The organism is Serratia myotis, assembly GCF_027474885.1.
GTDB classification, from domain to species: Bacteria; Pseudomonadota; Gammaproteobacteria; order Enterobacterales; family Enterobacteriaceae; genus Serratia; species Serratia proteamaculans.
The window spans coordinates 1,431,451-1,445,733 of record NZ_CP099707.1 but is presented as its reverse complement, the minus strand read 5'-3'; the positions used below and the strand labels follow the sequence as shown (position 1 = coordinate 1,445,733).

At 55.1% G+C, this 14,283-nt stretch carries 17 protein-coding genes; 13 read left to right on the top strand and 4 right to left on the bottom strand.

Going from position 1 to position 14,283, the window contains the following annotated elements; genetic code table 11:
• Nucleotides 1-32 precede the first annotated feature (32 nt).
• From NHG65_RS06805 to NHG65_RS06790, 4 genes are all read left to right on the top strand, one after another.
• Nucleotides 33-236 (top strand): ParD-like family protein, encoded by a 204-nt coding sequence (locus tag NHG65_RS06805; RefSeq protein ID WP_099065213.1) that lies wholly within the window; start codon nucleotides 33-35, stop codon nucleotides 234-236.
• Entirely contained in the window at nucleotides 233-1,027 is a 795-nt protein-coding gene (gene map / locus NHG65_RS06800) for a type I methionyl aminopeptidase (RefSeq protein WP_499183074.1), read from the top strand. The genes NHG65_RS06805 and map overlap by 4 nt, the downstream gene beginning before the upstream one ends.
• A gap of 117 nt (nucleotides 1,028-1,144) precedes the next feature.
• Entirely contained in the window at nucleotides 1,145-2,863 is a 1,719-nt protein-coding gene (gene dld / locus NHG65_RS06795; protein ID WP_499183073.1) for a D-lactate dehydrogenase, read from the top strand.
• 408 nt (nucleotides 2,864-3,271) lie between these two features.
• Nucleotides 3,272-4,123 (top strand): DMT family transporter, encoded by an 852-nt coding sequence (locus NHG65_RS06790; protein ID WP_499183072.1) that lies wholly within the window; start codon nucleotides 3,272-3,274, stop codon nucleotides 4,121-4,123.
• A gap of 54 nt (nucleotides 4,124-4,177) precedes the next feature.
• On the opposite strand, the gene NHG65_RS06785 is transcribed toward NHG65_RS06790, so the two are convergent.
• On the bottom strand, nucleotides 4,178-4,768 hold the full coding sequence (locus tag NHG65_RS06785; RefSeq protein ID WP_099065209.1) for a Yip1 family protein: 591 nt from the start codon (nucleotides 4,766-4,768) through the stop codon (nucleotides 4,178-4,180).
• A gap of 204 nt (nucleotides 4,769-4,972) precedes the next feature.
• Here NHG65_RS06785 and NHG65_RS06780 point away from each other — a divergent pair, with 204 nt between their 5' ends.
• The 6 genes from NHG65_RS06780 to NHG65_RS06755 all read left to right on the top strand — a co-directional run bounded on the left by NHG65_RS06780 (nucleotide 4,973) and on the right by NHG65_RS06755 (nucleotide 9,733).
• A complete protein-coding gene (locus NHG65_RS06780) occupies nucleotides 4,973-5,443 on the top strand; it encodes an acyltransferase (protein ID WP_283602769.1) in 471 nt (156 codons plus the stop codon).
• Nucleotides 5,440-5,982 carry a GNAT family N-acetyltransferase gene (locus tag NHG65_RS06775; protein ID WP_099065207.1) on the top strand — a complete coding sequence of 181 codons (543 nt, stop codon included), beginning with the start codon at nucleotides 5,440-5,442 and terminating at the stop codon, nucleotides 5,980-5,982. Before NHG65_RS06780 ends, NHG65_RS06775 begins: the two co-directional genes overlap by 4 nt.
• Nucleotides 5,983-6,086: 104 nt before the next feature.
• The gene (locus tag NHG65_RS06770) at nucleotides 6,087-6,923 is read left to right on the top strand and encodes a DUF1460 domain-containing protein (RefSeq protein WP_499183071.1); all 837 of its coding nucleotides are present in this window, start codon (nucleotides 6,087-6,089) and stop codon (nucleotides 6,921-6,923) included.
• Between the two features lie 133 nt (nucleotides 6,924-7,056).
• Nucleotides 7,057-7,869 carry a MetQ/NlpA family lipoprotein gene (locus NHG65_RS06765; protein ID WP_207975974.1) on the top strand — a complete coding sequence of 271 codons (813 nt, stop codon included), beginning with the start codon at nucleotides 7,057-7,059 and terminating at the stop codon, nucleotides 7,867-7,869.
• 155 nt (nucleotides 7,870-8,024) lie between these two features.
• The gene (locus NHG65_RS06760; RefSeq protein WP_099065204.1) at nucleotides 8,025-8,477 is read left to right on the top strand and encodes a type II toxin-antitoxin system PemK/MazF family toxin; all 453 of its coding nucleotides are present in this window, start codon (nucleotides 8,025-8,027) and stop codon (nucleotides 8,475-8,477) included.
• 230 nt (nucleotides 8,478-8,707) lie between these two features.
• Entirely contained in the window at nucleotides 8,708-9,733 is a 1,026-nt protein-coding gene (locus tag NHG65_RS06755) for a MerR family transcriptional regulator (RefSeq protein ID WP_499183070.1), read from the top strand.
• A gap of 6 nt (nucleotides 9,734-9,739) precedes the next feature.
• Here the strand turns inward: NHG65_RS06755 and NHG65_RS06750 are convergent, their stop codons facing one another.
• Nucleotides 9,740-10,618, bottom strand: a complete 879-nt coding sequence (locus NHG65_RS06750; protein WP_262261158.1) for a LysR family transcriptional regulator — start codon at nucleotides 10,616-10,618, stop codon at nucleotides 9,740-9,742.
• 98 nt (nucleotides 10,619-10,716) lie between these two features.
• Between NHG65_RS06750 and NHG65_RS06745 the strand changes: the two genes are divergently transcribed.
• From NHG65_RS06745 to NHG65_RS06735, 3 genes are all read left to right on the top strand, one after another.
• Nucleotides 10,717-11,646 (top strand): DMT family transporter, encoded by a 930-nt coding sequence (locus NHG65_RS06745; RefSeq protein WP_232519147.1) that lies wholly within the window; start codon nucleotides 10,717-10,719, stop codon nucleotides 11,644-11,646.
• Between the two features lie 101 nt (nucleotides 11,647-11,747).
• Entirely contained in the window at nucleotides 11,748-12,284 is a 537-nt protein-coding gene (locus NHG65_RS06740) for a GNAT family N-acetyltransferase (RefSeq protein WP_499183069.1), read from the top strand.
• 105 nt (nucleotides 12,285-12,389) lie between these two features.
• On the top strand, nucleotides 12,390-12,473 hold the full coding sequence (locus NHG65_RS06735) for a small membrane protein YohP (RefSeq protein ID WP_020825765.1): 84 nt from the start codon (nucleotides 12,390-12,392) through the stop codon (nucleotides 12,471-12,473).
• 31 nt (nucleotides 12,474-12,504) lie between these two features.
• On the opposite strand, the gene NHG65_RS06730 is transcribed toward NHG65_RS06735, so the two are convergent.
• The gene (locus tag NHG65_RS06730) at nucleotides 12,505-13,428 is read right to left on the bottom strand and encodes a DUF808 domain-containing protein (protein ID WP_099065199.1); all 924 of its coding nucleotides are present in this window, start codon (nucleotides 13,426-13,428) and stop codon (nucleotides 12,505-12,507) included.
• 172 nt (nucleotides 13,429-13,600) lie between these two features.
• Nucleotides 13,601-14,281, bottom strand: coding sequence for a respiratory nitrate reductase subunit gamma (narI, locus tag NHG65_RS06725; protein WP_099065198.1), 681 nt, complete (start codon nucleotides 14,279-14,281; stop codon nucleotides 13,601-13,603).
• Between the last annotated feature and the right edge of the window lie 2 nt (nucleotides 14,282-14,283).

Here is a 14,283-nt window from a genome sequence, read left to right as displayed (position 1 = left end):
ACTTCGTATATAAATCGCTTATGGAGCAGCCTATGGGCATAGTAAAAATTTCAGACGCGCTGCATGACGATCTGCGCCTCGCCAGTTTGACGATGACGCGCTCGATCAACGCGCAGGCGGAATACTGGATCAAAATCGGCATGTTGGCGGAGTTCCATCCGGAACTGACCTACCCGCAACTGGTAAAAAAAATGATGAAAGATAATGCACTGACCTTGAAGGAGATTATCGGGTGAAAGAGATTGTGATCAAAACGTCGGAAGATATTGCCAAAATGCGTCACTCTGGCGCCCTGCTGGCGCAGGTGTTTGCTATGCTCGATAAGGTGATTGTCGAGGGCATCTCCACCATGGAGATCAACGACCGCGCCGAGGCCTTTATCGTCAATGAGCTGAAATCGCGCCCGGCCAGCAAAGGGCAGTACGATTTTCCTTATGTGCTCAATACGTCGATTGACGACGTGATCTGCCACGGCATTCCGTCGGTCAGCAAAATTCTGCGTTCCGGCATGATCGTTAACGTCGACATCACGCTGGAAAACGACGGCTACATCGCCGACTCCAGCAAGATGTACTGCATCGGCCAGACCACACCGCTGGCCAAGCGGTTGGTGAATAACGTGTATGAATCGCTGTGGCAAGGCATCCGGGTGGTTAAGCCAGGGGCGACGCTGGGCGACATCGGCCATGCGATTCAGCAGCACGCCGAACAGGCCGGCTACAGCATCGTGCGTGAATACTGCGGCCACGGCATCGGCCGGGACATGCACGAAGAACCGGCGGTACTGCACTTTGGCCAGCCGGGGACCGGCATGGTGCTGCAGGAAGGCATGGTGTTTACCATCGAACCCATGATTAACCAGGGCGACCACCGGATTAAGCAAAAGAAAGACGGTTGGACGGTGGTGACTCGCGACAAAAAGCTGTCGGCCCAATGGGAGCACACCGTGGCCGTCACCGCCGACGGCGTGGAAATCCTGACGCTGCGTGAAGAAGAGCGCCAGGCCGGTTACGCGGATAACTACTAAGTTAATAAGCTATTAGGCTGGCAAGTTAATAAACCATTAAATGATTACCCTACCAATTTCAGGTTGCCGCCAACAACGCGCGGCTTGAAAGACGACGGGTACCACAGGGAGATCGGCATGACGCAGTCCACCAGCGCGACCCACCAGGCGTTTCTCAATCAGCTCAAAAGTATCGTCGGCGGCCCGCAGTTGCTGACCGGCGAACGTAGCACCGAACGTTATCGCAAAGGCTTCCGCTCTGGGGTTGGTCAGGCGCTGGCGGTGGTGTTCCCGACGCGCCTGTTGCAACTGTGGCAACTGCTGGAGGCCTGCGTCGCCGCCGACAAAATTGTCATCATGCAGGCGGCGAACACCGGTCTGACCGAGGGTTCAACGCCCAGCGGCAATGACTACGACCGTGATGTCGTCATTATCAGCACCCTGCGGCTCGATCACGTGCAGGTGCTGGACAACGGCAAACAGGTGGTCGGTTTCCCAGGCAGTACCCTCAATCAGTTGGAAAAACTCCTGAAGCCCTATGGGCGCGAGCCACACTCTGTAATCGGTTCCTCCTGTATCGGCGCTTCGGTGATCGGTGGCGTGTGCAACAACTCCGGCGGCTCGCTGGTCAAACGCGGGCCGGCCTATACCGAAATGGCGCTGTACGCCCAGTTGGGTGAAGACGGCCAACTGCGGCTGGTGAACCATTTGGGGATTAAACTTGGCGATACGCCGGAGGAGATCCTCACCCGATTGGAAAAAGGTGACTACCGCCCGGAAGATGTCGAGCACGGCGAACTGCGCGCTTCCGACAACGAATATGCCAGCCGGGTGCGAGACGTCGATGCCGAGACTCCATCCCGATTCAATGCTGACAAGCGTCGTCTGTTTGAAGCTTCCGGCTGTGCCGGCAAGCTGGCGGTATTTGCCGTGCGGCTGGACACCTTTGAGAAAGAAGGTAAAGAGCAGGTGTTTTATATCGGCACCAACAACACCGCCGTCTTAACCGAACTGCGTCGTCATATGCTCAGCCAATTCGACAACCTGCCGGTGGCCGGCGAGTACATGCACCGGGATATTTTTGATATCGCTGAAGTGTATGGCAAAGATACCTTTATGATGATCGACAAACTGGGCACCGATCAGATGCCCAGTTTCTTCACCCTAAAAGGCCGCATGGACGCCAGCCTCAACAAGCTGCCGCTGCTGCCGCACAACCTGACCGATCGGCTGATGCAGGGGCTTAGCCATCTGGCCCCCAGCCACCTGCCGAAACGGATGAAAGAGTACCGCGAACGCTTTGAACATCACCTGCTGCTGAAAATGGCCGGTCCGGGCGTTGAAGAAGCGCAGCAGTACCTGAACCAGTACTTTGCCCAGGCCGATGGCGAGTTCTTCGCCTGCACCCCGGACGAAGGCAAAAAAGCCTTCCTGCACCGTTTTGCCGCCGCCGGTGCTGCCGTGCGTTACCATGCGGTGCATGCCGATAAAGTTGAAGATATTCTGGCGCTGGATATCGCGCTGCGCCGCAACGACACCGACTGGTTCGAAACCCTGCCGCCGGAAATCGATAGCCAACTGGTGCACAAGCTGTATTACGGCCACTTTATGTGCCACGTGTTCCATCAGGATTATGTGGTGAAAAAAGGCGTCGACAGCCATGCGCTGAAAGAGAAAATGCTGGCGATCCTCGACCAGCGCGGCGCGGAGTACCCGGCGGAACATAACGTCGGCCACCTCTACCCGGCCAAGCCCGATCTGCAGGCGTTCTACCGCTCTGCCGACCCGACCAACAGCTTTAACCCGGGCCTGGGCAAAACCAGCAAGCGCAAACACTGGGCCGACAATAACCAGTAATGTTATTTCTTTCAGCCAGTGCCCCCGTCATTCGGGGGCCAGGCCACTGGCCCCCGAATGACGGGGGCACTGGCCGGATACTTTGTTAGTTTTATGTTGCACAGCCCACTGGATTTCACTATCTTGGAATAGTTAATCACTCCCTGCGTTCAGGAATATCAATGACTCAGTTTGCGCACATGAAAGATCCTGCGAACACGTGCCTTCCGGCCGTCGTTCTGCTGTGCGCATCCTCTGCCCCACCCGCCGTTTTCTCTGTCGTCTCTGCGGTTGCTGCTTACCCGCCACGCTCTGTGGTTGTGCGCTAAGCCAAACCAAATTCTCACCTCCAGCTTTAATTGATTTACGTTCAGGCGAAGACCGCCGTGCGTACTGGAGTTTGTTACTTTCACGACAGGTGAAAACCAAATGCGATTTATTTCCCAATGGGCCAACGCCGGCCTGGCAACGCTATTCGTCCTGCTCTGGAGCAGCGGCGCTATTTTCTCTCGCTGGGGACTGGAGCATGCCTCCGCCTTTGCCTTTTTGTTCTTCCGTTGTGCTATCGCGCTGGCGCTGCTATTGGCGATCGGCCTGTGGCAACGGCAATGCCTGCCCGTGCCCGGCACCCGCCGCCGCGTGGCGCTGATCGGGCTGCTGATGATCGGCAGTTACCAGATATGTTATCTGCTGGCGCTGGAACAAGGCATTACTCCCGGCGTATTGGCGACGCTGCTTGGCGTTCAGCCGATCCTCACTCAGTTCATTACCGAACGCCGCTGTTCCGGGCTGCGCGGCCTTGGGCTGCTGCTGGCGATGGCCGGGTTAACGCTGGTGGTGTATCAAAGCCTGATGATTGCGCACTTTTCGCTACTCGGCATGCTGTGTGCCTTTGTCGCGCTGGGTTGCATGACCGCCGGTACGCTACTGCAAAAAGGCCTGGCCCAAGCGCCGCTGGCCGTGTTGCCGTTGCAGTACGCCGTCGGGTTGCTGATGTGTACGCTGGTGTTACCCTTTGAACCACTGCGGGTCGATTGGAGTGCAGCATTTATCGTACCGCTGCTGTGGATGGCGGTGGTGATTTCGGTGTTGGCGACCTTTTTGCTGTACCGACTGATCCAACGCGGCAATCTGGTGCAGGTCACCAGCCTGTTTTACCTGATCCCGGCGGTAACCGCCCTGCTCGACTACCTGCTGCTCGGCCACGCGCTGGCTGCCATTAGCATGCTGGGAATGGCGGCGATTCTGCTTGGCGTGATGCTGGTATTTCGCCAATCCTGAATAGCAAAAGCCCCTCACGCCAGACCGGCGTGAGGGGCTTTATCAAAACAGATTTCAGAACAACCAGGAACCATACCCCCACAGCAGTACCGTGACCCCAAGCAGCAGCTCAAGCAACAGGATACCGATGGCAAAGGTGGAGCTGGAGAAGATAAACCCTTCCTTACTGTCGATATTCAGGAAGTGCGGGATGCCCAGATTCAGCAGATAGCCCGAATAGCACAGGCCAATCACGCCAACAAACAGACACAGCCACACGACGGGATAAAGCGCCACAATACCGCTGAGGAACATCGGGGTTGCGATATAACCGGCAAACACCATGCAGCGATGCAGACTAGGGCGCACTTCATAACGCCGTGCCATCCAGTGGATCACTTTCCCCATAATGGCTACACCCGCCAGCATCAACAGATAAAAAGCGACCGCGGTATAGGATGCGGTGAACATATCGAGCCGGATAGCCTGTCCTTCGCCGGAGAGCCAGCCCAGTTGGGTGGTGCCGATAAAGGCACAAACTACCGGGATCAACGCCAGCAACAGCACATGGTGGGTGTAAAGGTGCGAGACGCTTTCGTTCTCGCTTTTAATGTGTTCGAACTCGGTGCTTGGATGCGCCAGAAGTCCCCAAACATGACTAACCATGAGACACCTCCTTCATCGCCGTAGGTCGCGATCGGCGAACGAATTTACCCCTCTGACGGATTGCTAACCGTACGAGGATTGCGGCCACGGGGCTCTCTCCCCTGTACTAATTATAGTCTTTCGCTGAAAAAGCGTTCGGAAAGCACAGACGTGGCGACAGTTTGTTTTATAATTCCCCCCTGCGTCACTGCCGTGAGGAATGTCATGTCATCCGCCATTCGTGTTCTTCAGGCCGGTATTGTCGATGTCGACGCCGGTCAAAATGTCACCGTCGTTCAGCCCTGTAATCTGTATGGCTGTAAACTTGGCGATGGGGTATTTGTCGGTCCCTTTGTCGAGATCCAGAAAAACGTCAGCATTGGCGCCCGCAGCAAAATCCAGTCGCACAGTTTCATCTGTGAATATGTCATTATTGGCGCGGATTGCTTTATCGGCCACAACGTCACCTTCGCCAACGATCTGTTTAAAGATGGCGCCCCCAATGCCGACTCAACGAGTTGGGGTCGTACGCAGATTGGCGATCACGTTTCCATCGGCTCCGGTGCCACGGTTCTGTCGGTGAACATCTGCAGTGGTGCGGTGATTGGTGCCGGTGCGGTGGTCACCAAAAATATCACCCGTAAAGGGATCTATGCCGGGAACCCGGCGCGTTTGCTGAGGGAGCTTGCCCCATGAGCCAGGCGATCCAGATTGCCCCGGTCACCCGTTTACCCGACGGCTACCTGACCGGCTGTGACTTTAGCTTTCATATCGCCCACTACGCCCAGCCGGTGTTCGACGCGCCGATCGACAACTGGCCGCTGCTGCCAGTTACCCCCTTTCGCAAGAACTACCCGCTGGCCCCGTTCGTCAATGACGAAAGCGAAACCTTTCTGGCCCGGCATCGCGGCGAGCCGGTTGGTCACATCACGCTGAGCAATAACTGGAACGGTTACGCGCTGATTGAGGAAATTGTGGTCAGCGCTCACGTACGCCGTTTGGGTGTCGCCACCGCACTGCTGGAAACTGCGCGGCAATGGGCGCAACGTCAGGAAACCGCCGGGTTGATGCTGGAAACGCAGAATACCAATCTGCCCGCCTGCCGCTGCTACCAAAGCTTTGGGTTTATCCTCGGCGGCATCGACCACCTGTTGTATCGCGCCCAGCCGGACATCGCCGATCACGAGATCGCCCTGTTCTGGTACCTGCCGTTTAACAGTGAAATCGGTTATTAAGCGTTAGCCAAACGTTGAGGCTATGTTTAACTATTAACCACCCTGGCCATGGTGAGAACTGTTATCATTTGCATGATAACGTGCCGAAACCATTGGAGGGTAAAATGTACAAGGTTGTTTCATTGATATTGGCTATTGCGCTTAGCGGCTGTACCGATAAAATTCAGGTTGGGCAAACGCCTGAACCCATCACTACCCCACCAGCAGATCTCAAGGCCAGCATGGATAACCACACGTTAAACAAACTCAATCAGCTTCTCGCCCTGCGCGCCGCCGCGCCGACAGAGCAGCAGCAGGATAGCGGTCGCATGATCGATCTGCTGTCCCGGCCCTTCCTCGGTACGCCCTACGTTGCCAATATGCTGGTTGGCTCGCAGGATACGCCGGAAAAACTGGTGATCGACTTCCGCGGCCTGGACTGTTTTACCTATATTGATTATGTCGATGCCCTGCGCCAGGCAGAGAACCAGGCAGATTTTGTCCAGCGGCTGATTAACATCCGCTACGCCAACGGCGATATCAACTTCCAGCATCGCAAACATTTCTTCAGCGATTGGTCGCATCAGGCAAAAACCAACGCAACGGACATCACCGCCACGCTTAGCCCACACACCGTAACGTTGGTGAAAAACCTGAACCAAAAAGCGGATGGCAGCAGCTATCTGCCGGGTCTGAAAAACGTTCAGCGCAGCATTACCTATCTGCCCAGCGATTTTATCGACGACAAGGTGCTGGCCCAGTTGCACACCGGCGATTACATCGGTATTTACACCCATCTGCCAGGGCTGGACGTCACCCATACCGGCATCTATATCATGACCGAAAACGGCCCGGTGCTGCGTAACGCCTCTTCGCGCAAAGAAAATATGCAGGTGGTGGACTCGCCCTTTATGGATTACGTGCAGGCCACGCCGGGCATCGTGGTACTGCGCGCAAAATAAAAGTGCGCGATAAAACTTCCTGTTATTAGCTAGAAGCCTTTGTGCTGAGCAAGCATTTGACTTCCCCACGGGTTCAGGCTTAGCTAACAGCACAAAACCAACTGATTTAATTGTTTTTTTCAGGGAGAAGTCGATGACTCAAAGCTGGCGTTTCACCCCTCTGCTGGCGGCTTTCGCCGCCGTACTGGCGCTGCAAGGCTGTGAACAAAAAACCGATCAGAATCATATCAAGGTCGGGGTAATCAACGGTGCAGAGCAGGACGTGGCGGAGGTTGCCAAACAGGTAGCGAAACAGAAGTACGGACTGGAGGTTGAACTGATTGGTTTCAGTGGTTCGCTGCTGCCCAACGACGCCACCGACAAAGGCGAGCTGGATGCCAACGTCTTCCAGCATCGGCCGTTCCTCGAACAGCAGAATAAAGATCACGGCTACAAGCTGGTCGCAGTGGGCAATACCTTCGTGTTCCCGATGGCCGGCTATTCGAAAAAAATCAAATCGCTGAAAGAGCTGCAGGACGGCGCGGTAATTGCCATCCCGCTGGATCCCACCAACCTCGGCCGTGCGCTGCTGCTGCTGGAAAAAACCGGTCTGATTACGCTCAAACAGGGTAAAGGACTGCTGCCGACTTCGCTGGATATTAGCGCCAACCCGCATAACTACAAGATTATGGAACTGGAGGGAGCGCAGTTGCCGCAGGTGCTGGACGATCCCAAAGTCACCGTGGCCGTCATCAGCACTACCTACATCAACCAGACCGGCCTGACGCCAACCAAAGACGGCATCTTCATCGAAGACAAGAACTCGCCGTACACCAATATCATCGTGACGCGTGAAGACAACAAGGATGCGCCGAACGTACAAAACTTCATCAAGGCCTACGAGTCGGATGAAGTGGCCAAAGCCGCCGAGAAAATCTTTAACGGCGGTGCCGTAAAAGGCTGGTAACTCAGCAGGTTGTTTGCGAGCTCTTGCGTAGGAGCTCGCATTTTTAATCTTCTCCTCCCATAGACTCCTACCAATCCCTTTCTCCGGCCTGGCAACAGACTCATTATTACCATTCAGTTCGGTCAGATAGTTTTTGCGTAACAAGGAGAGTTTATATGCCCATCAATTTTGCCCCTAAGGTCGGGGAAATACTCGAATGCAATTATGGCAATTATCCTGTACCCGTTGTCCCTACCCACTTGCCCCATTTTTATAATGGTCACATTCCACCTGAAATGGTGAAAAATCGACTTATCGTGGTACTCAATGGAAAAATCAACGGTAACGCCTGCATTATTGTACCGCTGTCGACCACCAAAGATATCAGCAAGCTTAGCCGGGGTATGCATATTGAGATTGCCGATGAAGTCATTGAAGACATGCGATTCTTTCATCCACAAACACGTTGGGCCAAAGGAGATCTGGTGCAACAGGTGAGCCGCCAACGTCTTAACAGGGCACGTAAGGAACGAGGATTTCTCATCCAATGCTTGCATCGAGAACTGGTTGCCGAGATACAACGAGCAGTAATCAAATCAATTAATGCTCGAAACATGCTGCTGGCATAACGCTCAATCTGTTGACAAAACAAGCAAACCAGATAAGATTACTGCCGTAGCCGAAAAGGCCCTTATGTTATACCTTCCCTTTAAGGGACCCGCAAAGCCCAGCCATACCGTTGGGCTTTTGCCATTCTGAGATACCGCAACTTCCCCCGAAAATATCCTCATCCCGCCTATTGACCCTCACGTCACGTCAGGCTTTAGTATTCCTGCACGCACAAGGGAGGAGCACACTCATGCTATTAAAAGTTGGCGAACTGGCCCGCCGTTCCGGCATCACTGTCAGGACGCTGCATTATTACGACAACATTGGTTTGCTGGTTCCTTCTGCGCGTTCCGACGCCGGGTATCGCTTATATAATCGGGCTGACATCACCCGCTTGCACCATATTCAGGCGCTGCGCCGCATGGGCGTTACGCTGGCGGAAGTCGGGGCAATTTTGGCTCGTTCAGGCATGGCACTGACCACGGTGATTGAGCAGCAAATTACCATGTTGGAGCAGCAGCTGGTGCAGACCGCCGCGCTACGCGATCGTCTGCAGCATATGCATGCGCAGCTCACCGCCGGGGATGAACCGGAACTGAACGACTGGCTGACTACGTTGGAGTTAATGACCATGTACGATAAATATTTTACCGCAGACGAGCTGGCGCAACTGCCCTTCTATCAGGCCGATCCGCTACGCAATCAGGAATGGGACGAACTGGTCAGCAGTATCCGTCAGTTGATCGACAGCGGGGTGGCACCGCAAGAATTGCAGGCCCAGGCTCTGGCCCGACGTTGGATGCTGATGCTGGAACGCGATACTGCGGGCAACCCGGCGTTCCTCACCCGGCTTAACGCCATGCATGCCGATGAACCCTCAATGCGCGAACAAACCGGTATCACCCCGGCGATGACTGACTATGTGACCCGGGCATTTGCCGAAACCAAGCTTTCGATCTACCAAAAATACCTGTCGGCAGAAGAATATGCCTATGTACGTCAACACTACTTTACCCGCCTGCAGGAATGGCCGGCGTTGATCGCCCAATTCCATCAGGCACTGAATGAGGGTGTGCCAGCAGAGTCCGGACAGGCAAGACAACTGGCGACACAATGGCTTGAGCTGTTCCAGTCCTATGCCGGTACCGATCCTGCCACCCAAATGAAAATTCGCCAGGCTATGGAGCGGGAGCCAACGCTCACCGAGGGCACCTGGCTGACCCCGCCGTTGCTGCGTTATTTGCAGCAGGCGGTGGCACAGTTAATGCGCGGTTAAACCTACTCAGCTCAGGTTATCCACCAGCCGGGTGATACCCGCGACACCCGCGTAGCAGTCCAGCAAAAACGCCGTCACCGCGGCGATACCCGGTGCATGGCGAATGTCGTCATGCACCGTTAGCCAGATTTCACGTTGTAACGACTGCGCGGCTGCCAGAGGTTCAAGCCCCAATTCTTGCCCGACAAAATGCGGCAACAGCGCGATACCTGCACCGGCTGCCGCAGCCGCGGCCTGGATCATCAGATCGTTACTGCGCATAACCAGCGGCCGCTCTCCGGCTTGATCCTGCAGCCACTTCTGCTGCACAGAGGCCGCCCGCTCATCGTGATAACCGATAAACCCCCGCTCCGCTTCCGGCGTCACCCGCAGATAGTTCGCATTGGCATACAAGCCAAACTCGACGGTACCCATTTTTCGCGTGACCAGGTCGCTTTCGCTGACGCGGCTAAGCCGAATGGCAATGTCCGCCTCACCACGCAGCAACGAAACGTTGGCCGTCTCCGCCAGCAGGATGAGTTGTAAATCCGGATAACGCCGCTGCAATTGGGCAATTCGCGGCGCGATCAGCTTGAGCCCCATCACCGGTGGCACACTTAGCGTCACCTCGCCCGCGACGCCCTGTTGCCCATTAAGCGCGCTGCGGCTGATGGCAAAAGCGTTAAGCGTCATGCTGTCCCCCTGTGCCGCGATGCGTTGTCCATCGACGGTCAGCAAGTAGCTACGCGGACGGCGATCAACCAGTTTTAATGCCAGTGCCATCTCCAGGCTGGCGATTCGCCGGGCAACGGTGGCGTGATCAACCTTCAAACTGCGGGCCGCACCCGACAGCGATTTTTCACGGGCGAACACCATGAAATAGTGCAGATCTTCCCAATTGAACATGGGTGTTTTCTCACATCAATAGTGAACATATAGGGAGTATTACCGCGAAGGTTTAAGGCGCAAGCTATTTTCTGTTTATTTCGCCACCACAGGAAATCATGATGAAAAACTCGCTGCCGCTGGCCTATCTGGGCGTGATTATCGCCACCTTCTTCTGGGGCACCAACTTTAACGCCGGTGCCTATATCATCGCCCACCAGCCGCCGATCACCGCGTCGATTGAGCGTTTCAGCCTGGCGACGCTGGCACTCTTGCTGTTCTTCGGCCTGCGTGGGCAACTACGCCTCAGCACGTTGAAAAACAACTGGCCGGCTTATCTGGGGCTGGGTGTGCTGGGCTTTACGCTATTCAACCTGTGCACTTTTTTCGGCCTGCAATCCACCACGCCGATCAACGGTGCACTGATCCTGGCCACTACGCCGCTGTGGACGCTGGTATTCGGCGTGATCTGGGAGAATGAAAAACTGAACGGTTCGCGTATTGCCGGTCTGTTAGCCGGTTTTATTGGCGTGGTATTGGTGATTACCAAAGGCCAGATCCAAACGCTGTTGCGGCTGGAAATCAGCCCCGGTGACGGCATTATTTTACTCGGCAGCCTGGCCTGGGCGTTGAATATGGTGGGCACCCGCCGACTGGTGCACAACGCCACCGCCATCGAAACCACCAGCTACTCGATGCTGTTCGGTACCCTGGCCCTGCTACCGCTGGGGTTTATCTTCGAAAACCCGCTGCAAAGCCTGGCCACCGCCAGCCTCAGCGTACACCTGGCCGTGGTTTATCTGGCGCTATGCGGTTCGCTGTTGGCCTATCTGTTGTGGTTCAACGGACTGGAAAAAATAGGTTCGGTTCGCACTGCGATTTTCTTTAATCTGGCGCCGGTTTTCACTATGTTGGTGGCGACACTCACCGGTACTGCCCCCAACGTCTGGCAACTGGCCGGCGCAGCCTGGGTGATCCTCGGCGTACTGTTAGCCTCCGGCGTATTAATGCGCCTGACACAACGACGATCGGCTAGCGAGCAACCATAGGTTTCTCTTATCTTCAGCATAAGAAAGCCCAATTTACCTTGTCAACGTGGGCGGCGCATAATGCGCTTATCTTCTTATTTTTCAAGGTAAACAGGAACACTATGCCCCATACCACCCCGCTGATGTTTGTCGATGCCACACCAGACGACATGGTCACCGTGCAGCAAATTTACACCCATCATGTGTTGTACGGTGCCGCATCGTTTGAAGAAGAGCCGCCAACGCTGGAAGAAATGCAACAGCGGCTCAGTAAGGTGCAAGAAGCCGGGCTCCCCTGGTTGGTGGCCAAACGCGATAATCGGGTGGTGGGATACTGTTACGCCACCCCTTATCGGCCGCGCCCGGCTTACCGGTTTACCGTGGAGGAGTCGGTGTATGTCGCCGACGGGCAGCAAGGTCAGGGTATCGGCAAAGCCTTATTGGCAGAACTGATCGCCCGCTGCGAGTCAGGTCCCTGGCGCCAAATGTTAGCGACCGTCGGCAATGCCAAACACAATCAGGGTTCGTTGGCTCTGCATCAGACTCTGGGGTTTTGCAGCGTGGGCACGCTAAAGGCGGTGGGTTTTAAATTGGGCGAGTGGCGCGACACTCATATCATGCAGCGCACGCTGGGTGCCGGTGATGTCAACCGGCCCTGATTGCCAGCGCAACAGGCAATCTGCGAAATATCAACTACAGTAAATAATGATTTCATTAGGTTAGCGAAAGCTCGCGCCATCATTCAAACCTATAGGGAGAGAACAATGAAAATTATTCTGTGGATTGTCGCCATTATCTTTATCGTGGGCCTGCTCACCATCACCGGTGTCTTTAAGCTGATCTTCTAAAATGCCCCGCGCCAGCCGGCGCGGGATTTATTCAGGCTTTCAAACGCCCCCGGATCGCGCCCAGCGCCGAAACCACCAGCAGCACCACGCCCCCGGCAATCAGGCCAAACACCACGTTGAGCAATGCAGGGATCACGCCTTGCAGGATCTGGCCGAAGGTCGGCACCACGGTGGCGTACGACGCCCAGTCCTCAAATAAATGGTGCACCGGCGGCAACCCGTGGGTCAGAATGCCGCCCCCGACCATAAACATGGCGATGGTGCCGACGATTGACAGCGTTTTCATCAGATAAGGAGCTGCACTGACAATGCCGTTGCCGATAGAACGCACCAGCGCACTGCTTTTGCGGCTCAGATACAGCCCCAGATCGTCGAGTTTGACGATACCGGCCACGATACCGTAAACCCCCGCCGTCATCACAATCGCGATACCACACAGCACGATCACCTGCTGGCTGAAGGTCGCCCCCGCCACGGTACCCAACGTAATGGCGATAATCTCGGCGGACAGCACGAAGTCGGTACGTATTGCCCCTTTAACTTTGCGTTGTTCGTAGGCTGCCACATCCTCATTGGCATCCAGCGCCTCTTTTTTCTCTTCACCACCCGTTTGCTTGCTGTGGGTCAGGCTGTGGAACACCTTCTCAAAGCCCTCGTAGCACAGATAAGCACCACCCACCATCAGCAACGGTGTAATGGCCCAGGGGGCGAATGCACTGATCAGCAATGCCAGCGGCACCAGAATTGCCTTGTTGATAAACGACCCTTTGGCCACGCTCCACACCACCGGCAGCTCGCGATCGGCCTTTACCCCGGTAACCTGTTGCGCATTCAATGCCAGATCATCCCCCAATACCCCGGCGGTTTTTTTCGCCGCCATTTTGGTCATTAGCGAAACATCATCCAGCAGTGAGGCAATATCATCGATTAAAGTCAGTAAGCTACTTCCAGCCAAAGCGGTTCATCCTTTTTAAATTCATCAGTTGTCACCTGTTTAGCATAGCGGTAACTGTGCCCAAATAGCCATCAGCATGGTCGGAGTGAAGGTATTATATTGCAATGATGAAGTAAAATTGAGGCATCAAAACAACGTCACCGGGGCAAGGCTCTGCCCCGGCAGACACAGGTTATCTTCTTTTACGCACCAGTTGCGGCCGTCGCGTCAGGTACTCCAGAGGAATACTCCACACGTGCACCAACCGTGTGAAGGGGAACAGCAGGAATAAGGTCATGCCCAGCACCAAATGAATCCGATAAATCGGTGCAACACCTTGCAGGAACTCTGAGGCACCGAAACGGAATGTCACCACATGCTGCGCCCAGTTCACCAGCTTCAACATCTCGCTACCGTCAGGATGCTGAGCCGAAAACGGTATTGTGCCCAACCCTAAAGAAACCTGGATCAGCAGCAATACCAGAATCAAAATATCCGCGCCGCTGGAAATCGCCCGTACGCGTGGATTAAACAGCCGGCGATACAGTAACATCAGGCCGCCAATCAGCATCAGTGCGCCACAGGCACCGCCCATAAACATCGCCATCTGTTGTTTCACCGGCATCGGCAACCAGGATTCATACACCCAGTGTGGTGTCAGCATACCAAAAGCGTGGCCAGCCAATACCCCAAGCACGCCTACGTGGAACAGGTTGGAGGCTACCCGCATCCAACGCTTATCCATAATCTGGCTAGAACCGGCACGCCAACTGTATTGACCGTAGTCATACCGCAACAGGCTACCAAGCAGAAACACCGTGCCGGCGATATACGGATAGATATCGAAAAAAAATACATCAAGGAAATGCGCCATCA